We start from the raw sequence: 20,837 nt of genomic DNA on the forward strand, positions 1-20,837 counted from the left end.
TGCAATTGAAAGGAACTATCTATGTCTCGATTTGATGGAAGAGTAGCGATTATCACCGGAGCCGCGAGCGGCATCGGCAAGGAAATCGCGCTTCGCTTCGCAGCCGAAGGCGGCATTCCCGTGATCGCCGACCTCAATCTCGACGCCGCGAACGCAACGGCCGCCGAGATCAAGGAGAAGGGCGGCGATGCCTTCGCCTTGGCGATGAACGTCGCCGACGAAGAGCAGGTGGAAAAGGCCGTTGGCGAGGTGATCTCCAGGTTCGGCAAGATCGACGTGCTGGTCAGCAACGCCGGCATCCAGATCGTCAAGCCGCTGGTCGACTTTCCCTTTGCGGACTGGAGAAAGCTGCTTTCGATCCATCTCGACGGCGCCTTTCTGACCACTCGCGCCTGCCTCAAGCACATGTATGCCGCCAATTACGGCCGGGTGATTTACATGGGCTCCGTGCACTCCAAGGAAGCCTCGAAGCTGAAGGCGCCCTATGTCACGGCCAAGCACGGACTGATCGGACTGGCCAAGGTACTGGCAAAGGAAGGGGCCGAACACAACGTCACGGCCAACGTGGTCTGCCCCGGCTTCGTGCGCACGCCGCTCGTTGACAAACAGATCCCCGAGCAGGCGCGGGAGCTCGGCATCAGCGAGGAGCAGGTGGTCAAGACGGTGATGCTCAAGGAGACGGTCGACGGCGAGTTTACCAGCACCGATGACGTGGCCGACGCTGTTCTCTATTTCGCCGCAGCCAGGTCCAATGCCGTGACCGGTCAGTCGCTGGTCGTGAGCCACGGCTGGTTCATGCAGTAGGAACGATTGCGGACAGACGGACGACACCCTTTGCGGCGCGGGACGACGCCGTCACCGCCGCGGGGGCCATGCAAGGCTTTCGATCCTGGCGAACTGGGGTGCGCCTCCTGACCACTTACCGGCGTAGCGGACGGCTGATCGTCGAGCCGCGCTCCGGCAGGTGACGAAACCCCCGAAAACACTGCGACAGCGACCTCAAAGTCGCGGCTTGCAGGTGATTATATCTGGAGAAGATAAATGCAGAAATCATCAACGCTATCCGACAAGCGACAGCGACACGATCCGGAAAAAGGAGGCACGGCTTCAAGACCCCACCAGATCGTGGTCGTCGGTGGTGGAATCGCGGGGCTTGAAATTGCCTCCAAGCTGCCGGGAAGCATAGGTGGAACCTCGCTCGCCGTGACGCTGATCGACAGGGAGCCTGCCTATGTCTGGAAGCCGATGCTGCATACGATTGCTGCCGGAACCACGGACGTTTCCCAACAGCAAACGTCCTATATCTCCCAGGCCCGTAACCGACGTTTCGTGTTCGAGCCGGGAGAACTCAAGGGCATCGACCGGAAAGAGCGCAAGGTCTATCTGAACCCTTTGGAGATCGATGGTCGCCCCATCTTGCCGGAGCGTGCAATCTCCTATGACACTCTGATCCTGGCGACAGGCAGCGAGGCGAACGACTTCGGAACGCCAGGCGTGCGCGAGCATTGCCGGACGATCGATAGCCGTTCCCAGGCGATGAAATTCAATCGCGAGGTAATGGCGCACATGCTCGAAGCGCTCGCGGCCAAGACCCCCTTGAACATCGCGGTGGTCGGAGGCGGCGCGACAGGAGTCGAACTGGCTGCAGAGCTTGTACAGCTCGCCGATGCCTCCGCCCATTACGGCGCAGCAGCACTGCGCGACCAGGTCAAGGTGACGCTGATCGAAAGCGGGAAAAATCTGTTGGGTGCGTTTCCCGAACGTGTGGCGCTCGCCGCCCGCGAGCGTCTCGAGAGGCTCGGCGTCGCCGTCCTTACGGGCGCGCGGGTCGTCGCCGCAGAGGCCGGTTGCCTTCGACTGGCGGACGGAACAGAGATCAACGCCGAGCTGAAGGTGTGGGCGGCCGGCGTGAAGGCTGCGGACGTCTGTGCCTCGTTCGATGGCCTTGAAGTGACACGCAACAATCAGATCGTGGTGGGACCCACCCTGCAGACGACGCTTGATCCCCGGATCTTTGCCGTCGGGGACTGTTCCAGTCTTTCCGTGGGAGACCCCGGCAAGCCGCTACCACCGGCAGCACAGGTTGCGCATCAGCAGGCTTCGCATTTGATCCGTCATCTTCCCGGCTGGCTGGAAGGGAGGGAGCTGCCCTCGTTCTCCTATAGGGACTTCGGTTCGATCGTATCGCTAGGCGGCTACGGCGCGTATGGCTCGCTTGGACAATTCGGGCTGTTCACGGGCGGCTTTATACGCGGACGCGTGGCCCAGCTCGGTCACGTTCTCCTGTATCGCAGCCATCAATCGCGGCTGCACGGATTCTGGCGTGGCGGTCTGATATGGCTCGCGGACATAATCAATTCCCACGTCCGAGCGCGCATTCGATTGCCTGACTGATGATGTAGCGGGACCTTTTCAACGGCTGGATCGCGGGTCGGTACAGGCCCGAAGCGTCAACGTGCAAAATGCCCTCATGGCCTCGGTTTCAATGCTCGCCATTGTCGTCGGAGGAGTGTGGTTCTGGCAGGGCGTTAGAGCATTCCAATCCCTGGACGTCCGCAACGCTCCAGCACGTAAACGACGTCTACTTCGCGGGAAGCCTCATTGGGCTGTCTGCCATCAATGAATCTCTGAATGCAAAGGAAATGAACATGGAAGTCTGTAATGGTTTGCGGCGGGCCCTCACGAAGGCCCGGCGACCTTCGGTGGCCACGAACCGCTCTGTCGACGGAGGCGTGCATGCAGTGACTGCGATGCGGCATGCCGTCCAAACTGCCGCGCTCGGCATGTTCGTAGGATTCGCTGCACTGCCGACAGCTCGAGCGGATGAGCCGAGCCCGCCGGTAAAACCGGCGATCAGCGACGAGGCCGCCACCGCCGTTTCGCAGATGGGAAAGACGCTCCTTGCCAGGGACCTGACGATCACGGCGAGAACGATCAGCATTTACCTGGATCAGTCCGGACAACCGCTTCACATCTTCCATACGATGAAAATCACCGTGCGCCGTCCCGACCGGATTGCCGTCGAGTTTACCGGCGATGACGGTAGACACGATCTGTTCTACGACGGCAAGTCGGCATCGGTCTTCTTTCCCGACAGCAAGAAATACGCAACGATCCCGGCATCGGGCGACATACCATCTGCGCTCAACGAGGTGGCAACCAAGCTGGACGTCGATTTTCCGCTCGGCGCCCTTTTTGCAGACTTTCCAGACAAGGTCCTGTTGGGTGATGCCTTGGCCGGCTGGCAGGTGGGAACGGCTACTGTCGACGGCGTCGAGTGCCGGCATCTGTTTTTCTCTCAGAAGTCCGGCATCGATCTGGAATTGTGGGTCGAGAAGAATGCCGCTGCGACGCCGCATCGTCTGGTCGTCACCTACCCGTTGCTGCAGGGCCAACCAAGCTTCGTCGCCGAATTCACCAGCTGGAAGACCCAACCCCCTCTGTCCGACGCCGAATTCACCTTTGAACCTCCCGCCGATGTGAAAAAGATCGCCCCGACACCAGCCGTCGCATCGGGAACGAAAGGGAGCAAGTGATGAACTATCTGAAGCGCGCCTGCTTTGCTTTTCTCGCTTTCACGGCCATTACATCGGACGCGGCCTTCGGTCAGTTTGGGCCGCCGCCCGGCGGTCCACCGCCCCTGCCGTCTGGAGGCCCACCGCCCCTGCCGTCTGGAGGGCCGCCACGTCCGCAAATGGGCGGCGCACCGCGTCCACCGATGGCCCGCCACGGCCGGCCGCCGAAGAGCGTGCAGAACCGTCCACCGGTGAACGGTCGTATTCGTGCGCCAAATGTCGGTGGCGCAAAGGGGCGCTTGGCGGAGGGGGCCAGCCGTGGAGGGAACAAGGTGTCCGGAAATATCCGCAATACGCTGAACTCGGGCCGTAACGTCAACGGGAACCGCGCCGTCATGAACTCCGGCGGGAATATCGTCGCGAAGGACTCCGGCAACCTCACCGTCAACAATTCCGGCGATCTCAAGGTCTCGGGCAACGGCAACGGATACTTTGGCCGTGGATATTATGGTCGTGGAGACCACGGCGTCGGCGGCCATAGTCACGGAGAGTATGGCGGTGGATATGGGCGTGGATACTATCGCCGCGGAGCCTACGTTCTCGGCGGGTATGCGGCAGGCGTCGCCGTCGGTGCTGCGGCCGCCTCGAGCACAGGCGGAACGACGTATTCTTACTATGGAGATCAGTCTGGATCTACTACGAGTTCCTCTGGCGGAGCGTCCTCGAGTTCGTCCCACGGCAGCGCGGGCTCTGCTAACGCGGCGTCGGGTTCGTCTCACGCGAGGTCTTCAGGCTCTTCTGGCGAAGTATATGCGAGCTCTTCCGATCAGAGCCGCTCGGCCTCGACCAATGGCGGCGGAGAGGGCGGGTCGAGCCAGAGCGGCGGCAACAGCAGCTCCCAGTCTGTGAATCCTTTGATTGCCGGCCTGTTTGAGAGCCTGCCGCCGGAGGGCACGGCATGGACATCGGAAGATGCGGTCGGTTGGCTTCAGGCTGCGGCCGCCAATCTACGGATTGTCTATATGATCCAGGGAAACATCTCGGTCACAGGCGAAGTCCCACCGTCGGATTACAATTGCGTTCCTAGCGGAAATTAGATTCAGCTCAGCATGGGGAAGAGGCAAAGGCCGGATACGTCGCACGACGTATCCGGCCTTTGCCAGCATCGAAAACTGCACAGCTCCGTCCGCTCTGACGCCCCTCGCCAAGTCAGGCCATTCGTTCCGAATGCTGCAGAAGCCCGTTCATAACGAGGTCAATGTGCGCCTCCATAAGCGCCTTGCCGTCGATCGGCTTTCGATCGGCAAACATGAGATGCCAGACGGCAACCTGAAAAATCGAACTCGCGAGCACGTCAGGCGTATCGGCCGCCGTATCTTGTCTCAACTCTCCAGATTTCACGCCTTCCTCGACCAAGGCCGTGAGGGCTGCAAACGCCGGTGCGATAAACAGCTCATGACGGCAATCGACCATTTCGGGAAGACGAGTTCCTTCGGCGACGGACAAGCGCAGGAGTTCTCTCGTCTTTCGGTCGTTGGCCGTGTTTTCATAAGCGATAAGCAGCAGGTCGCGGATCCGCTCCGCGCAGGATCCCCGGAGGCAGCCGATGGCGGTCGACAGATCTGCGGATGACGTCGACGCGTGGCGAAACATCTCCTGGAAAAGAACGTCCTTGGTCGGAAAATAGAGGTAGACCGTTCCCTTTGTTATCCCCAGTCGGGTTGCGACGTCTTCAACCCGCGTTGCCGCATATCCCTTCGTCGCAAACTCCTCGAACGCGGCCTCCAGTATTTCGTCAGGACGCCTTGCCTTCCGCTCCGCCCGTGATGTTTTCTTTCCAGCTCGTTTCATTACATCCCGTTGGATTCTTTGAGAGTATCGGGTGGCACAGCTATGGTGGCCCGCTCATGACCCTTGGTTGTGGGCGCTGATCTGCAGTGGCAGTGTTTTGGTCGTAACCCGCTCATCTTGTATGGATGTTGCGTGTGGCAGCATTTTTGACGAGCGATGTTGGCATCGTCTACTTTAACCAGAAAGTTGACGTTGTCAACATCTGGCGGTGGCCAGTTACATGCAGCAGATCGAGCTCGCCGACGCGGTTCTATTCGCAGCTGTGACAAGGATACTATGAGCAGGATACACACGGAACGGCGCGAACTGGGTGGCTGAGCACCAATGGCTGACCCGCCGAGAACGTGGTTACATTCATTCTCGAATGCCGCGCGCTCGATGAGGTGAGCTGGAGCAGCCGCCTGGATAAGGCCGTCCCAGTCTTAAAAGCGTACTTTGGGCGGCGCGTGACGATGACGCGGAACTTCGCCGGCATCACGTCCAACCGTTCGGAGACGTTTTCCTGCAGGCTCGACCCTTCTTCCGGCTTGGGGGGCTATACGAGTAGATAGCATGCCTGATGCCAACGCATCTCTTCATCAGCAGGTACAAAAATGCTCTACTGTGAGCGCCTTCTTAAAGGCAACGGGCCACCTAACTCTCTGTGGCGCAAGGGTTCCTTTACCACCCGCTGAATGCGAGCCCTCTTCCTCTGCCGAGCGACTGACTAACGTCACGAGCCTCGCAGATCTCCAAGAGCCGTCGGGCAGTCATGTCTGTTTGGCCGCTCACAATTGACGAAAGTGGGGATAACGCTAGGCAACTTTACCGCACCCGGAGGCAGTTCACGATGGCAGCGCAAAGATATAGCCGTTGCAAGAACCTCAACATTTACTGGACGGTGTTCGATAAAGTCATCGGACAGCCGGCCGTCATCGATGGGTTTGTCATGGACATGCTCACCGCCGAGGAGGCCGATAACTTGGTCGATCTGCTAAACCGTGGCAACCAAGCGAGCCTCTGGTGTTTTGCCGGATGGTTTTAGAAGCAACTGGCCGTTTGCGCAACACTTGCAGCTGTTTGGACGGTTGTGGCACTGGGCCGATTCGGCATAAGTTCCTGTCTTACAGACCCTCCAGAAAAGCGAGCAGGCGGTCGTCGGGGGACGGATGGGCTTGCCAGATTGATCCGACTGAAGCTTGGTGAGCCGCTTCCTTGAGGTCGAATTGGGCATGCTGATAAGTCTGGTTGTTTCGATCGAGTCGCGACCGAGCCGAGCAGCACGATCAACGAACGCTGCGTCAATGGAATCGTCCTCAAGCAATAGAATTTTGAGCTGTGCGTCGATATGCTGGACCTCAATTCGCTCGACCAAGAATATTGAGGGCGTCTTGCAATCTAAGGGCAGCCACCGCCTTCGTTGCCTCCTCGGCGGGCCATCCGGCTTCCATTGCCGCCGAAAGCAAGGTGGACTCAGTGTGAAGCTCCAGTCTTTCGTAGAGGGGCTCAAGCGCCTCGCGGGCGGTGACAACGTGCCCGTCTGGCGGCGTGATCGCAGTCGGAGATACCGTCGGCATTCTGCGTCCTCCTAACGGTTTTGGAACCTGAAAACTGGCCACTGGTTCCAACGCTCTGTGAATTGGTAGCGACGCCGGTGCGAACATGAGCAGCTAGGCGGAGCCAGCACTTGTGAGCAAACGTTAGAACAAAGTGTATAGGTCCGCCATCATACTTGTGTATGCGGAAATTATACGGACGCAGCAGACAGGCGGGCTACCAGGGAGCTATGCCAGACTCAGCCATTCGTTTTCGAGCATGAAGCATCCACACATTGCTCGGTGTTCTCCTAGCCGGCGCGCTCAAGACGGCAGATGCAGCGTGAAGATTGACGTGCTGCAGAACAAGGCCCCGACAGCTCGGAGTCTCGTCCCCAGGACATCGCAATGGCGCTCAACACCGTCGTACAAGGCAATGCCGTAACGCAGGTTCGGGACGACATCTATCTGGTCGATGTCATCGGCCGTGCCGCGGAAAAGGAGTGCGATATCGGCGTCATGGTCGTCTATCCCAGCTGGCGGCATCTCATCTCGAAGGAGCGGGTGATGGTCGACTTTCTTGCGGAGACATCACGCGGCTTGCCGGCCTCCGATCAAGGACTCCTAAACCCTCGTATAAGTCATCCCCTCCCTCTTCGCTACCCGATCCTTCCTCCAGATCAATAGCGGGTCGAGCAGCGTCCTGCTACGGTCAGGATACATGCTCCCGCGCCGCAAACTATGAAGGCGCTTCGGGACGTGGGGCCGCCTGGACAGACGGAGACGCTATTCGTAGCGGAACTCGATCGAAGGGAAAGCTTCAAGTCTAGGTGCGGATCATGGGCAAGCCAGCGCCTATTTGCTTTGCAGTCGTGATCGCTGCTCCGGCAGCAGCGCATGATGCGACGCCAACGGCGGCACAGCCGACCGGATGGACATATCCGTTTTCGTGTTGCAGCGGATTTGACTGCCGCGAGAATCCACCATCAAGCGGTTCTCGAAGGCTCGCGCGACTAGGTCATCAAGCTCACTGGGGAGTTCATCACGCCGCGGGACCTGCATCAAGAACAGTCCGGACGGCAGTTTCACCAATCCACGGTGGCCGGCGAGCCCACGGGTAGCACCGTTTGCCTCTTCGTTCCCCCGCGTTCCTTCTAAGGATTGACACTATGACACATGAACTCAACCGCATCGAAATCGATCTGGTCCCGTTGACGCTGTTTCCCAGCGCATATGGGAAAGCTAGGCCCTGGGTTCCGGGCTCTCCGCTCCAGATGCCGCCAGATGGTTCATCATGGCCGAATACGGCCTTTGAGGCGCATTTGATGATGTTTTCCGTCATGCCCCGCGAAACAATCACGCCTTCCTGGGGGCAAGCTTTGCACGCCGGGAGATCTGCCTTTACCCTGTACGTGACCGGGACGCGGTTCGGTCTTTTGTGCTACTCCCTCGGGCTTGTCCGTCTTGTAGAGGACTTCGAGGACTTTGCCCTTCAGTGAGTTCCGTGACCGTGCATTAAGCCAAGCGATCCGCGTCTTGGAAAGGTCTTTTGGTCCGCACTTGAGGATCATCGAGTTTGGTGGCTGGCACCTTTTAGTTGGTGCGAACATGTTGATGCTCTTCATCGCGTCGTCCAGTTTCCTGTCGCGCGATTTCGCGCCGCGATCGATGCGCTTGTTGCTTTCGCCACTGCCGCCCCCATTGGCCGGATAACCGCGTCGTGAAGGTGAATTCAGCTTCGGCCGCACCTCAGTCGTCTCGTGATGGAGAAGGGGGCCAGGCCGACGGCCTTCACACCTCGCTGAGACCTGCACTGGCTGCGAGAGCTTCAGCCAGTTGTTGGTCCTATTGGTTTCCCAACATTGCCATTTGGTCGGCATGCTTTGCGCCAGCGGCTTCGTCTCGTTTGAGAGGCAGGGTGAACCGAAACACAGCCCCACGAGGTTCATTAGCGGTGGCCCACATCCGGCCCCCGTGAGCCTCGATGATTGAACTGCAGATCGCCAGGCCCATACCCATGCCGCTGGATTTGGTCGTGTAAAAGGCCTCAAAAAGACGGTCCATAGCCTGCGGGTCCAGGCCCGGACCCGAGTCGCGCACCCCGACGACCACGCCTCCTGAGGCCTCTGTTTCGGTGCTGATCAGCAACTCGCGCTCTTCCTCACCAACGCAGCTCATCGCCTCGATGGCGTTCATGATCAGGTTTAGGATCACCTGTTGCAGCTGGACGCGATCTCCTTGCACGGACGGGAGGCTCGTCGCGAATTCGGTCTGCAGCGTGACGCCTTGCCGGAGCACTTCACTGCCGGTCAAGGCAATCACGTGACGAATGGCTTCATTGAGGTCGAACTGCGCCTTGCGAGGGGGCTCCTTCTTAACCAAGGCACGGATCCGGCCAATGACATCGCCGGCTCGATTGGCGTTCTCGACGATCCGGGCGAGCGCCTGTGCCACCTCCTCCAGATTCGGCGGATGGCTACCGAGCCAGCGCAAGGCCGCTTGGGCGTTGGTGAGCGACGCGGCGAGCGGCTGATTGACTTCATGGGCGATGGAGGCCGTGAGCTGCCCCATTGTGGCGACGCGGTTTGCGTGGGCCAGTTGCGCCTGCGCCTCGCGCAAGGCTTCCTCGCTCTCCCGTAACGCCTCTTCGGCCCGCCGGCGCTCCGTCAAATCGAGGACGAAAGAGACACCTTCATTCCTGCTTTCTTCTAACAGTGCGCCGCCGATCAGCACGGGCAGACGGCTGCCATCTTTCCGAAAGTACTCTTTCTCGAACGGTTGGACTGCCCCGATCATCTTCAGCTCTGAGACGGTCCGCGCGTCGCGGTCGCGCCATTCGGCCGGCGTCAGGTCGGTCCAGCATAGCCGACCGGAGGCAAGATCCTCTCGGTCGTATCCCACCATGCGGAGGAACGCGTCGTTGGCCTCAAGAATGCGACCTTCGATATCCCAGATGACGATCCCGATGATGTTGGCCTTGACGAGGCGACGGATCTTGGCTTCGCGTTCAGCGAGATCGCGGTACAGCCGGGTATTCTCCAGTGAGATCGCTGCCTGAGAGGCGAGCAGCTTCAGCACCGCGATCCGGGCCGGCGCGAAGACCCGAGGGGCGAGGTTGTTCTCAAGATAGAGTATCCCGGTCAGTTGGCCCTGATTGAACAACGGCACACAGAGAATGGAACGAGCATGGTGCTGACAAATATAGGGGTCCGCGGAAAATGGATTCTGAGCTGAGGCGTCGTCGAGAACCACGCTTTCGTTTGTGCGCAAGACATAATGAAGGAGCGATTGCGGCAGCGTAATCGCTGTCACGATCTCGTCGCGCATCTGCACCACGACCGTTTCGCCGCCAGTCGTGGCCTCCGCCGTGACCCGTGACTCACCGCCACGCGGCAGGATCAACAGGCCGCGCTCGGCGCCCGCCTGCTCAACGGCGGTGCGCAAGACCGTGTCGATCAGCTTTTGAAGGACAATCTCGCCCGACACGGCCTGCGAGATTTTGATAACGGTTGCGAGATCGAGTTGCTCGACCGGTGCACCAATGGTGCTTGTTGGAGCGGCAGTGGGTTCTTCCCCTCTCAGGTCAGGATAGAGTTGGTCGAGTTGCCGCACCTTGCCGTCGGCGCCCCAGCGCAGATAGCAGCCACGCGCGTTGCGGAGATAGAGACGAGTAAAGTCCTCGAAGCCTCCCTGCGCATAAAAGCGGGCGGCGAGTTCATATGCGAGGGCTTCATGATGGATGAAGCCGTTTGCGCGCGCCGAGCGGATCGCTTGTTCGTAAAGACGCATGGCATCGATTTCACGGCCTTCAAGGCGTGCTATCTCGGCGCCGACCAGCGCGGCTCGGTTTTCGAAGTTCTCCGGGCAATTCTTCGCATAGATCTGAAGCTGCCGGTGGTGTGCAACCAAAGCCACCATATGCCGCGCCCGCTGGTCAACCACAGCATAGTCGCAGCATGCGGCGCGGGCCAAGGCACCATAGAAATGATGCTCCGGCGTTTCTTCGAAATGCGACACCGATGTCCATGGTAGCCTCTGTGCCCGCAATGACGCATCGACCGCGGCCTCATAGTCGCCCGCAAAGAACCGCGCCTGGAGTTTTCTGACAAAGTAGCAGGTTTCCGCAAGATTCGGATTTTCGGAAAACCGGCGTTCGATCTCAAGTTCGTCAAATCCGTCGTCGTCAAAGGAGCCGAATTTCCGGGTCAACCCGCGCAGCGTACGGACGAGCCCGAGCTGCGCGCTGACGAGGTCTATGACGAACTGGAACCGCACCTTCTGCGCAAATGTGAGGCCAATCTCCGCTTGGCGTTGCACTTCCATAAGCGGATCTCCCGCTGCCAGCAGGTTCGAATTCAAACTGGCATAGCTGTATCCGGCAAACGTGAGGTCGCCGCTCTGGTCGGCAATTTCAAGCGCTCGCCGCAACATTTCGCGGCCGATTCGGACATGTCTCGTCCACGGTATGACGTGAGCCCCGAAGTCTTTGTAAGTCCTGGCCTGAAAGCGCTTCAGGTCGTGCTTTTCGACCAGTTGGCAGCCTAACTGACCGAAGCGGAAACCGGCCTCATATTCGCCGAAGCGCGGCCCGGCAATATAGCCAAGCGATACATAATGGTAGCAGGAGCCGTCGCTGTTGCCGCGCTCGAGGCTCAGATTCACGGCCAGGCAGATTGCCATGCATGCCAGGTTCGCGTCGGTATGCCATACCGCCCCAACGAGCCGGGTGAGAATATCCAGCGTCGCGGAGGATGCTGGGTCGCTCATCAACGGTAGATCAATGAGCTCAGTGATCGCGCGGCTCCCGAGCTGCGACCAGATCCGGTCGTATTCGCGCCGAACCTCCTCGTCGGGGGGATGCGGCGACCAGTCGATGCCGAGATACTGCCTCAGGTAGTCGAGACCGACTGCGGCGGAGCGACTGGTCTGACCGAGCGCAGCATAGAGATCGATGCGCAGGCAGGCGACAGCAGCCTGGTCGTCGGTGCAGACAGCAACATTGGAAAGCTCTGCTAACCGCTCCTCCGCGGCCGCCAGCGCGCCAAGGAGGAACTCGCATTCGGCCCGGTTCAGCTCAAGCGCGAACGCCAGTTGGTGCTGGCGCTCCCAGGCGTCTCCCGAAAGCAGTATCGTGCCGGCAACAAAATAGTTGAGCGCCGAGGCGTATGCCGTCGAGGCCTTGGCGCGCTTGCCGGCCAGCAGATTGAACTCGGCCAGTTGCTCGCGCTCCTCAGCTGAGGTGATAAGTGCGGCTCCGCGATTGAGCTGGCTGACAATCTCGAAAACAGAATCGTCAATCAGCGCCGGCGCAGTGTTCGCCGCAAGCAGTCTCCCTATGCGAAGGTGCAACTCGCCGCGTCGCTCCTCCGGGATCAGCGAATAGGCGGCTTCCTGAACGCGATCGTGGACGAACCGGTAGGCGTCTGCCAGACGCTCGAGCAGTTCATGAGCGACGGCAGGCCATAGGGCCCCAGGGACTTGCTCCTCCGGGATCCCGAGCACCAGGGAAAGCATGCTGGTATTTGCGATGGTTCCCAGACAGGCGAACTGCTGCAACGCCTCCCGCGTTTCGGGCGGCAGGCGCGCGAGCTTGCCGACCATGAGTTGCACGACGTTGTCGGTGTATCCCTTGGCATGAATGCGCTCGAGATCCCAGGACCAGCATCCCGCGTCATGATCGAAGGTGAGCATCCCCTCTTCGGCGAGGGAAAACAGGAACTGACGGACGAAGAACGGATTGCCGCCGGTCTTGTCGTGCATCATTTGTGCGAGCGGGCCTGCACGATCGGGCTGACAGTGGAGCGCATCCGCAATCAATTGCCGGAGATAGTCTTTAGTAAGCGGCGCAAGCGTGATCTCCGAGACCTTGCCGCCGGCGGTCTTGATCGCGTCAAGCTTCCGCATCAGCGGATGGGCGGCGGTGACTTCGTTGTCGCGATAGGCACCGATCAGCATGAGCTGCTGCATATCCGACCGGGTCAGCAGATCCTCCAGCAGGTCGAGCGTCGCTGCGTCGATCCATTGGAGATCGTCGAGGAACAGCGCCAGCGGATGTTCGGGTCGGGCAAAGACGCTGATGAACCGCCGGAATATCAGCTGGAATCGCCGTTGCGCGTCCTGTGGCGGAAGTTCAGCGACCGGCGGCTGGTCGCCGATGATGAGCTTCAGCTCGGGGATGAGATCGACCATCAGCTGTCCATTGGGTCCCAGCGTCGCGATCAGCGTCTCGCGCCACGGTGCCAAATCGGCCTCGCTCTTCGCGAGGAGCCCCTTGAGCAGGCCCTGAAAGGCCTGCGCCATGGTCGCATAAGGGATGTCGTGCTTGTACTGGTCGAATTTGCCCGATGCGAACAGCCCGCGCGGCGGCACCAGTACTTTGTGGAGTTCATTGACGACCGCCGACTTGCCGATGCCGGAATAGCCAGAGACCAACACCAACTCCGGCGTCCCGCTCAACACCACGCGGTCGAAGGCAGTGAGCAAGGTCTCGACCTCGTGTTCCCGCCCGTATAACTTCTCGGGAACCAGCAGGCGGTCCGGGATATCGCGTTCGCCGAGCGGGAATGCGTCAATCCGGCAGTGGATTTCCCATTGGCTGAGGCAGCGGCTCAGATCGTGCTCGACGCCGCCTGCCGTCTGGTATCGTTCCTCGGCCGTCTTGGCGAGCAGCTTCATGACGATGGCCGAGACTGCCGGTGAAACATCCGCCGCCCGCTCGTTGGGCGGCACCGGCTGCCGTGCAATGTGGCAATGCACCCACTCCATCGGGTCGGAAGCGGCGAAGGGCAGGCTCCCGGTCAGCATTTCGTAGAGGGTCACGCCGAGTGCATAAAGGTCGCTGCGGGAGTCGATCGAGCGGTTCATGCGCCCGGTCTGCTCCGGGGCCATATAGGCAAGCGTTCCGGCGACCACTTCGGGCGGCTCGGGCGCCTGCCGCTCGCGGGAGAGGCGCGAGGCGATCCCGAAGCCGGTTAGCCGCACCTCGACGCCCGTGCCCGTTACCAGGATATTGGCCGGCTTGATGTCCTTGTGGACGAGGCCGCGCTGGTGGGCCTTGCCGAGCGCAGCGGCGATGCCAATCGCGAGGCGCAAGAAAAGCTTGGTTTCCATTGCCGTTCCGAGTCGCCGGGCGAGCGGCTCGCTGCCCGGATCTTCAAGCACCAGCATGGTCCGGCTGCCTTCGTGCACCAACTCAAGCGGTCGCACCGCCCATGCGCCATCGAGCTCATCCTTCAATCCATATTCATGGTCGAGGCGGCCGAGGCTTGAAGGTGTCGGGTACTCAAGGGCCGAAAGCACCACCAGTACCGGGTTCCACTTGCCGTCGGCGCCCCGGCGCCGTTCCCGGCGGAACACGCGATCACCGTCCTCCCAAAGAACCTCCAAACTGCAAATCTCCACCGACGCCGAAGAAAGAGGATGTGCTTACCTGCCGACTTCGTCATCTCGCCTGTCGCATCTGGCACTGCCACTTTCGTTTCGGAGATCCGTCCCATCAAATTGGCCACAGCGAGCACATATGACGAACCGCAACCACTTCCCCACCTTCTTACCACATCTCGCCTGTTCGTCCCAACAACGAGCGGCCCACACCCGCCCGTTCGATACGTGGTCCACCTCTATGAAAGACCGCCCAGCGGCTGCTGGGCGGTCGGGCGGGTCGTGGACCCGCAGAGCTTCGAATGGAGGGAGCGCCGAAGCTTGGTGGTAGCAACGGGGGGATTCGCTACCTGCCTGTCCCGAGGCACGAGTAGAGACTAGCGATGGAAGGGACGACGGGAAATTATACCGTGGTTTCGTCTTGCGATACTTTGGAATACCGGCACCGATACCCATCAGCGAAATTCTGCTCAGGGAGTCATGTCGGCGAAGTCATCCTAGGCCATCCGACAATGACTGGGGCGATGGTCTGAGCTATTCCACCGCGCGCATGGTCGTGCCGTCAGTTGCGATTCGGTGTCGGTGTTGGAGTTGAAAGTGTCTTGCCGGCACTGAGGCCAAAAAGAAGCCTCCCGCGGGGGTGGGAGGCCAAAGGCGGGCCGATCGGTGGCGATACGGCCTCCTGGGAGGAGGGGAGGAAAGGAACCCGCACGATAGAGGAGGGCTCCCGCCCGGGCTATTGGCCACCCGGAAGGATCGGTTACCAATGAGGAGGGGGTGACCTATACGCGCAGCCAAGACCTTTATGAGTGCGTTTGCGGCTTTCCCGGCACAAGCATCAGCTTGTCAGCCATACGCGCGAGTTCGGGCAGGGATCTGGTACCCATCTTCTGCATGACCTGGCTGCGGTGAACCTTCACGGTAATCTCGCTCACGCCTAGATCGCCGGCAATCTGCTTGTTGAGCCGTCCGGTCACCACCAAAGCCATCACCTCGCGCTCCCGCGGGGTCAGGCTATCGAAACGCGCGCGCACCGTCGCCAATGCCCTTTCATTTTCAAGCCACACGCGGTCGCGTGCCAGGCCGACGTGAACGGCGTCGAGCAAATCCTGGTCTCGGAACGGTTTCGTCAGGAACTCGACCGCGCCCCCTTTCATCGCCTGGACAGACATGGGAATGTCGCCGTGCCCGGTGATGAAGACGATCGGCAGCTGAATATTTTCTCGCGACAGCGCGAGCTGAAAATCAAGACCGCTTTGTCCCGGAAGCCGGACATCGAGCACGAGACAGGTCGGTCCGTTGGGTCGCCCAGACCTGAGGAAGTCGCCCACCGAAGCGAGGAGATTGACGGCAAAGCCGACGGAACGCAGCAGGCTGCCCAGCGCCTCGCGGACTTCCGGGTCGTCATCGATGACAATGATGGTTGCTGGCGCCTCGGTCAAATGTCAGAGCCCCCCAAGGTGAATCGGCGTTTTGGGATATATACTATCCACCCCCACTGCAGCAGCAGCGGGCGAAGCCCAACCAGCAGAGCGCCAGTCACGCGATGAAAACACTCCTCCTCTCTCCTTCGCTAGTGCCGAACGGGTTTCTTTCGCACACCAGAATGCGCGATAATTACCTCGGCCACAAGGCTAGATGCGGGCGGCCCATGTTCCCGGCGCTCTTGGGCAGATGCCACGCTCGTTACCGCAAGTCTTAGACCATCTATACGATTGTATAGCTTGCGATGCCTTTGTCGCCGTTAGATACTAAAACCATCCAGCCAAGCGCGCCACAACGCTAATTCGGCACGACGCCGATCGGCGAAGTCGGGAGGCGGCAGTGCCAACCAAAAAACCTCTGATTGCGATCGTCGACGACGACGAGTCGATGCGGGAGGCTATCAAGGGGCTCATGAGGTCGATGGGATTCGACGCCGAGACCTTTTCATCCGCGGATGATTTCTTGAGATTCCCTCATATCCGCCGCACGGACTGCCTCGTGACGGACATCAATATGCCCGGAATGAGCGGGCTTGATCTGCACCGCCGGCTCGTGGCGCTGGGCAAGAACATTCCGACTGTTCTGATCACCGCTTTTCCCGAAAAGAATGTGCGCGCGTCTGCGTTGGGCGCGGACATCGTCGGCTGCCTGACAAAACCGTTTGGCGAACAGGTTTTGCTTGATTGCATCCGTTCTGCGCTGGCTCTCAGTAGCGAGGGCGAAAGCGGTTCGTGAGGTTGCAAGACCTTTCCTGGGCAAAGGGGTGGTACCAACTCGGCGGGCGCGGGAGCGCCAGGGTCGGAGCGCATCCAACCTAAAGCCACCCTCCTGAAAATCCCGCGCGACGCAATCCGATAACCAGGGGCTTGCATCGACGCATGATGTTCCAGAGCAAACCGGTCCGGTAGTTTTCGATCATCAGCACCACCGGACCTTGGTCAATGCCAAAGTGATAGGGACTTACCCACCATCCGGTGGGACTGTTTTCCACGGCATAGGTCTGATTGAACGACGGTTTGAAACCGTAAAGCCGCGTCATGCCGAGCTTCATTCGCGCAAAGTTGAGGACTGTCGGTACGACGATCTCCGGCGCGAACGGCAGCGAGGCGACAACGACCCATGGCGCGACGGTGCCATCGTCAGGTCCGAAGGGCGCGCCTCGGGCGTTGTAGTCGAAGAACTCCCGGTCGACGCCATTGATCGCCCGCTTACCCCAACCTGGTCCGTCGGAGGCAGTAAACCCCCAACAATATTCCCCGTAACCCGCAAAACCCATTGGGTTGCGAATTGCGTATTCCTGCTGCACGAACGATGCCTGCCGGCTGTTTTCAAAGTAGTCGCTGTGGTGCTGGCGCATGAACTCGTCACGAATGCCTCGAAAGTCCACCCACATGTGCGACAACTGGTGGGTAAAAAGCGGCCCCGAATAAAGCAATTCGCGACCATAGATGTTTCTCCATTCATAGCTCGCGGTGTAGGCGGCGTAACTCTCCGGTGGCAATGGATGGGTTGGCGATCCCAACCCGAGAATGTACAGCAGCAGACCCTCATCGTAACCGCGCCAGCGATAGGGAATAAACCCGCTTTCCGGGTGCCAGCCATGCGTCAAGGTGAGGCCGCCATCGCAAGCCCACATCCAGTCGGCTCGCTCGTAAAGCGCCGTCCCAAGCTTGCGGATTTCTGCCTCATCGGCCGTATCGCCATCAAAATAGGTCGCCGCGGTCAGGGCGCCCGCGAACAGGAAAGCCGAATCGATAGTGGACAATTCGCATTGCCAGGCCCGGCGGCCCGTTTCAATGTCCAGAAAATGATAGAAAAAGCCCTTATACCCGGATGCATCGGGCTCCGGCCCCTGCGGACATTCCATCAAAAACCTTAGTCGCCTGCGGGTGATCTTTGCCGCGAATTCGCGGATGATTACGCCGCGCTCCACAACAACGGGAATTGTCGCCAGAGCCATGCCAATTGCCGCGATGCTTGCCGGGGCATTCGGTTCGGTTTTGTCGCGAACCAGACCGTTGTCCGGGTTCGTGCATTGGAGATAGTATAGCAAGGTGGTGAATTGCAGCCGCCCCAGATCCTGGTCGGTTGGCAAACGGTCGAGAGAGCGGTCGGTCGACATGATTTCGGGCATGGTTGCTAACCAGTTACGGCGCGGATGTCGTGCGTGTCCCCGTCTTCACCAAGCGGCACATTTACGTCTGCGATCGGTCTTTGGTCCAGTATGACGGCGTGCACTCCTCGACCGACCTCCTCTGAATTATGGAAACCGATACGGTACGTCGCCAATCCATCTTTGTGTAAAAAGCTGATAGGCCGGGCAACTTGGCGGGAACTCAAGGTTCGCAATGCCTCGGCTCGTCGACAAGCGCTGTGCGGATCGGCCGAAATCGTTGCAAATGACTTCAGAACAGGGAGGAAAAGCCAGCCGATCCCAACACTCCCACCGTAGCCTTCGGCCCCGACTTTGATCTTTCCAATCCTATCAGCTGTGTCTCCAAACTGGAATAGCCACTGCGACCCTCTGCCAAAGCCTCCAGGGTAAGGCTTCCTGCACATCTGTAATCCCCCAACCGAGGAAGATTAAGCTCGATAGACTCCGAAATCTGGTGGAGTGGGCTAAACCAAAGGAGGAAATGAGCATACCAGAATTCAGAAAGTCTTCCCTGAGTATTATGGACTGAGATCGCGCTTTCAGACTAGCCTCAAAGGTGCCAACTGAAGGGGAATGCCCGCACCAAAGGAAGCACAGTATGACTGACACGCTGGAGCAGAATGATCCTGCCATCGAAGAACTGATGAAAGACGCAATAACCAGTTACATGCTGGACAGTTTCGAAGTCGAGGATCGGTTGAAGGCAGCCGTCCAGAAGATCGCCGTGGAACTGCTTGCTGAGGAGTTGGCTACTCTGAGGGAGAAGGTTGCGAAGGCCAAGTCGTCGTATATCCAGGTCGGAGATGTGTTGACCGCGGCTTAGGTTAAGGTCGGTCGGATATTCCCAACCTCGGGCAGGGGAGGCGTTCTGCGAGCGGTGCACCCCAATCCTGGCTATTTTTGATTTGAGTGCGGAAATCACCCGCACGGTCGCCAGCAAAACATCAGCCCCAATGCAAGCATCTTCCCAAATGTCAGCAGGCCGCCGGGCGCGAGGCTCGGGACGTTTTATTAGACAGGCCGAGGTCCTACCCACACTCCTGGTGGTACAGCGGGGATACTGTTCGCCAGTCTGTCGGCATGCTTTGCAAGGCGCTCTCTGTCAGCGCCTTCGTCTTGGTCGCTGAGCCGACGAGGCGATCTACCAGCAGCAAACTGAGACCATGCATTTGCGACCAGAAAATTAGAATGGCACCGTCAAAGTAACGTGTATTTGCGGCCGTGTCCGGAATGGGCCGCCCGAGCGCGCCGTCGCTTATCGCATTCACCAGAAGCGCTCTTATGTTCTCTGCCGCAGTTCTTTCGACAGCAGGGAGCCCGTTGTCCTGACCGGCGAGATAGCCTCTGAACACAATCTGTAGAGCGCAGGATTGTTGACGCCGCCGCAAACGTAGGCGCGCGCTATAGCTGCCAGCCGCTCGCGCGGACTGTCGAGTTCCTTCGTCGCGTCGCTCATTTGCTTCGCAAGGAGCTCAAATCGACCGCCGAGACGGCGGCCAGCAATTCGCGCTTGTCGGCGAAGTGTTGGTACGGGCTTTGTAACTGACGCCCGCGCGTCGGGCGAGCTCCCGAAGCGAAAATTCCGTGCTCTGGGACTCGCTGAGGACATCGAGTGCGGCCTCGACGATCGCCCTGTGCAGGTCACCATGGTGATACGGGCGCGGCTCTGTCGTGGAAATGTCTTGGGTCATATTCGTCCATTTAGGTTTTAAGTTGCTCGTGTCAACATTCTTGCCCATCATATGTTGACAGCGCCTACTTTTGCCTTTAAGTGGGCGTTGTCAACATCGGGCGATGGCCTGTTACACGCAGCAGATTGAAGCTGGCCGATCAACAATGCGGCTCTCTTCGCAAACCGTACCGGAGCAAAAAATGCAGTCCTTTCGATTGCTGGGAATTGGTCTCGCCTGCGCAGTTCTGGCTGCCTGCGAAGAAAAAGCTGAAGTTGCGCCGCCGCCGCAGCAGGTCCGCGTCGTTGCGGCCGCCGAGGCTCAGTATCAACCGGGTGCGGAAATCACCGGCGAGGTGAAGGCAAGGGTTCAGACCGAACTCTCCTTTCGCGTCAGCGGCCGGGTTCTTGAGAGAAGGGTCGACATCGGATCGCATGTCCGCGCCGGCGACGTCCTTGCCCGGCTCAACGACACGGAACAGCAGGCGGACGTCAGCGTTGCCCGCGCGGCACTGGAGTCGGCGCAGGCCGTCACCAGACAGAAGACACTCGCCTTCGACCGGGCGAAGTCGCTCCTGCAGTCGCAGGCTGTTCCGCGGGCGGTCTTTGACGATGCACAGAAGGAGCTGCTGAGTGCGCAGGCTTCCCTCGAGGCCGCCGAGGCCGCGCTCGCGACGGCCGAGGACGCGCTGTCCTACACCGAGTTGAAAGCGGCTGCAGACGGCATCATCACGGCGCGCGGCATCGAAGCCGGGCAGGTGGTGTCAGCAGCGCAATCGGCCTTCACGCTCGCCCATGACGGGCCTCGAGACGCGGTGTTCGACGTCTTCGAGGCATTCTTTTTGGATGGCCGGCCGCTGAACGACGTCGAGGTCGCACCGGTGTCCGACCCATCGTTCGACGTTCATGCCAGCATACGCGAGGTTTCGCCCGTCATCGACGCGAAGGCAGGCACGATCCGGATCAAGGTGGGGCTCCGGGAGGGCGCGCCATGGCCACTCGGAACGCCTGTCGTCGGCAAGCTGCGCGCCTCGCCGCGCGACGGAATCGTGCTCCCCTATACCGCGATCGCATCAGCCGAAGGCGAACCCGCCGTGTGGCTCGTCAACACCCAAAACCATTCCGTTTCGCTCCGGAAGATTTCGGTCGACCGATACCGCCAGAGCGATTTCGTCGTCACCGGCGGCGTCGCCGCACAAGACCTGATCGTCACCGAAGGCGGAAAATTCCTCAAGGAAGGCCAGGCAGTCGCCTGGGAAGGCAAGTGA

At 59.9% G+C, this 20,837-nt stretch carries 15 protein-coding genes and 3 pseudogenes; 10 read left to right on the forward strand and 8 right to left on the reverse strand.

Annotated elements, in window-relative coordinates; genetic code table 11:
- The first annotated feature begins 21 nt into the window (after positions 1-21).
- The 4 genes from B5P46_RS09335 to B5P46_RS34860 all read left to right on the forward strand — a co-directional run bounded on the left by B5P46_RS09335 (position 22) and on the right by B5P46_RS34860 (position 4,612).
- The gene (locus B5P46_RS09335) at positions 22-804 is read left to right on the forward strand and encodes a 3-hydroxybutyrate dehydrogenase (RefSeq protein ID WP_129418414.1); all 783 of its coding nucleotides are present in this window, start codon (positions 22-24) and stop codon (positions 802-804) included.
- Between the two features lie 237 nt (positions 805-1,041).
- Positions 1,042-2,394: an NAD(P)/FAD-dependent oxidoreductase gene (locus B5P46_RS09340; protein WP_129418415.1), complete on the forward strand. Its 1,353-nt coding sequence runs from the start codon at positions 1,042-1,044 to the stop codon at positions 2,392-2,394.
- Positions 2,395-2,642: 248 nt separating this feature from the next.
- Positions 2,643-3,536 carry a DUF2092 domain-containing protein gene (locus tag B5P46_RS09350; protein WP_245456128.1) on the forward strand — a complete coding sequence of 298 codons (894 nt, stop codon included), beginning with the start codon at positions 2,643-2,645 and terminating at the stop codon, positions 3,534-3,536.
- On the forward strand, positions 3,536-4,612 hold the full coding sequence (locus tag B5P46_RS34860) for a hypothetical protein (protein ID WP_245456129.1): 1,077 nt from the start codon (positions 3,536-3,538) through the stop codon (positions 4,610-4,612). The genes B5P46_RS09350 and B5P46_RS34860 overlap by 1 nt, the downstream gene beginning before the upstream one ends.
- Before the next feature lie 112 nt (positions 4,613-4,724).
- On the opposite strand, the gene B5P46_RS09360 is transcribed toward B5P46_RS34860, so the two are convergent.
- The 3 genes and pseudogenes from B5P46_RS09360 to B5P46_RS09365 all read right to left on the reverse strand — a co-directional run.
- The gene (locus tag B5P46_RS09360; RefSeq protein ID WP_245456145.1) at positions 4,725-5,168 is read right to left on the reverse strand and encodes a TetR/AcrR family transcriptional regulator C-terminal ligand-binding domain-containing protein; all 444 of its coding nucleotides are present in this window, start codon (positions 5,166-5,168) and stop codon (positions 4,725-4,727) included.
- A gap of 9 nt (positions 5,169-5,177) precedes the next feature.
- Positions 5,178-5,366: pseudogene (locus B5P46_RS34865) on the reverse strand (TetR/AcrR family transcriptional regulator); the annotation flags it as partial.
- 374 nt (positions 5,367-5,740) lie between these two features.
- Positions 5,741-5,868 (reverse strand): annotated as a pseudogene (locus tag B5P46_RS09365) (IS66 family transposase zinc-finger binding domain-containing protein); the annotation flags it as partial.
- Positions 5,869-6,195: 327 nt separating this feature from the next.
- On the opposite strand from B5P46_RS09365, the gene B5P46_RS09370 reads away from it, so the two are divergent.
- On the forward strand, positions 6,196-6,390 hold the full coding sequence (locus tag B5P46_RS09370; protein WP_129418417.1) for a hypothetical protein: 195 nt from the start codon (positions 6,196-6,198) through the stop codon (positions 6,388-6,390).
- A 313-nt stretch (positions 6,391-6,703) separates the two neighbouring features.
- On the opposite strand, the gene B5P46_RS09375 is transcribed toward B5P46_RS09370, so the two are convergent.
- Positions 6,704-6,922 (reverse strand): hypothetical protein, encoded by a 219-nt coding sequence (locus B5P46_RS09375; RefSeq protein ID WP_129418418.1) that lies wholly within the window; start codon positions 6,920-6,922, stop codon positions 6,704-6,706.
- Positions 6,923-7,288: 366 nt separating this feature from the next.
- Here B5P46_RS09375 and B5P46_RS34340 point away from each other — a divergent pair, with 366 nt between their 5' ends.
- A complete protein-coding gene (locus B5P46_RS34340; protein ID WP_164986464.1) occupies positions 7,289-7,567 on the forward strand; it encodes a hypothetical protein in 279 nt (92 codons plus the stop codon).
- Between the two features lie 482 nt (positions 7,568-8,049).
- On the forward strand, positions 8,050-8,379 hold the full coding sequence (locus B5P46_RS09385; protein WP_245456130.1) for a hypothetical protein: 330 nt from the start codon (positions 8,050-8,052) through the stop codon (positions 8,377-8,379).
- A 346-nt stretch (positions 8,380-8,725) separates the two neighbouring features.
- On the opposite strand, the gene B5P46_RS09390 is transcribed toward B5P46_RS09385, so the two are convergent.
- On the reverse strand, positions 8,726-14,266 hold the full coding sequence (locus B5P46_RS09390; protein ID WP_129418419.1) for a trifunctional serine/threonine-protein kinase/ATP-binding protein/sensor histidine kinase: 5,541 nt from the start codon (positions 14,264-14,266) through the stop codon (positions 8,726-8,728).
- Positions 14,267-15,063: 797 nt separating this feature from the next.
- Entirely contained in the window at positions 15,064-15,702 is a 639-nt protein-coding gene (locus B5P46_RS09395; protein ID WP_129418420.1) for a response regulator transcription factor, read from the reverse strand.
- 382 nt (positions 15,703-16,084) lie between these two features.
- On the opposite strand from B5P46_RS09395, the gene B5P46_RS09400 reads away from it, so the two are divergent.
- Positions 16,085-16,480 (forward strand): response regulator transcription factor, encoded by a 396-nt coding sequence (locus B5P46_RS09400; RefSeq protein ID WP_129418421.1) that lies wholly within the window; start codon positions 16,085-16,087, stop codon positions 16,478-16,480.
- Between the two features lie 79 nt (positions 16,481-16,559).
- Here B5P46_RS09400 and B5P46_RS09405 read toward each other — a convergent pair whose 3' ends face one another.
- Complete coding sequence (locus tag B5P46_RS09405) at positions 16,560-17,879, reverse strand: glucoamylase family protein (RefSeq protein ID WP_129418422.1); 1,320 nt, start codon at positions 17,877-17,879, stop codon at positions 16,560-16,562.
- Positions 17,880-18,498: 619 nt separating this feature from the next.
- On the opposite strand from B5P46_RS09405, the gene B5P46_RS09410 reads away from it, so the two are divergent.
- A complete protein-coding gene (locus B5P46_RS09410; protein ID WP_129418423.1) occupies positions 18,499-18,723 on the forward strand; it encodes a hypothetical protein in 225 nt (74 codons plus the stop codon).
- Between the two features lie 188 nt (positions 18,724-18,911).
- Here the strand turns inward: B5P46_RS09410 and B5P46_RS09420 are convergent.
- Positions 18,912-19,591, reverse strand: a pseudogene (locus tag B5P46_RS09420) (TetR/AcrR family transcriptional regulator).
- Between the two features lie 181 nt (positions 19,592-19,772).
- Here B5P46_RS09420 and B5P46_RS09425 point away from each other — a divergent pair.
- Positions 19,773-20,837, forward strand: coding sequence for an efflux RND transporter periplasmic adaptor subunit (locus tag B5P46_RS09425; RefSeq protein WP_129418424.1), 1,065 nt, complete (start codon positions 19,773-19,775; stop codon positions 20,835-20,837).

It is taken from the genome of Rhizobium leguminosarum, from assembly GCF_004123835.1.
In the GTDB taxonomy this organism is placed as follows: Bacteria; Pseudomonadota; Alphaproteobacteria; order Rhizobiales; family Rhizobiaceae; genus Rhizobium; species Rhizobium leguminosarum_M.

What these genes read in the sequence shown, in the direction of transcription:
- B5P46_RS09375 (WP_129418418.1), bottom strand. Translation starts at nt 6,922, where the DNA reads ATGCCGACGGTATCTCCGACTGCGATCACGCCGCCAGACGGGCACGTT.
- B5P46_RS09335 (WP_129418414.1), top strand. Translation starts at nt 22, where the DNA reads ATGTCTCGATTTGATGGAAGAGTAGCGATTATCACCGGAGCCGCGAGC.
- B5P46_RS34340 (WP_164986464.1), top strand. Translation starts at nt 7,289, where the DNA reads ATGGCGCTCAACACCGTCGTACAAGGCAATGCCGTAACGCAGGTTCGG.
- B5P46_RS09385 (WP_245456130.1), top strand. Translation starts at nt 8,050, where the DNA reads ATGACACATGAACTCAACCGCATCGAAATCGATCTGGTCCCGTTGACG.
- B5P46_RS09360 (WP_245456145.1), bottom strand. Translation starts at nt 5,168, where the DNA reads ATGTTTCGCCACGCGTCGACGTCATCCGCAGATCTGTCGACCGCCATC.
- B5P46_RS09410 (WP_129418423.1), top strand. Translation starts at nt 18,499, where the DNA reads ATGACTGACACGCTGGAGCAGAATGATCCTGCCATCGAAGAACTGATG.
- B5P46_RS09425 (WP_129418424.1), top strand. Translation starts at nt 19,773, where the DNA reads ATGCAGTCCTTTCGATTGCTGGGAATTGGTCTCGCCTGCGCAGTTCTG.
- B5P46_RS09350 (WP_245456128.1), top strand. Translation starts at nt 2,643, where the DNA reads ATGAACATGGAAGTCTGTAATGGTTTGCGGCGGGCCCTCACGAAGGCC.
- B5P46_RS09405 (WP_129418422.1), bottom strand. Translation starts at nt 17,879, where the DNA reads ATGCCCGAAATCATGTCGACCGACCGCTCTCTCGACCGTTTGCCAACC.
- B5P46_RS09340 (WP_129418415.1), top strand. Translation starts at nt 1,042, where the DNA reads ATGCAGAAATCATCAACGCTATCCGACAAGCGACAGCGACACGATCCG.
- B5P46_RS34860 (WP_245456129.1), top strand. Translation starts at nt 3,536, where the DNA reads ATGAACTATCTGAAGCGCGCCTGCTTTGCTTTTCTCGCTTTCACGGCC.
- B5P46_RS09370 (WP_129418417.1), top strand. Translation starts at nt 6,196, where the DNA reads ATGGCAGCGCAAAGATATAGCCGTTGCAAGAACCTCAACATTTACTGG.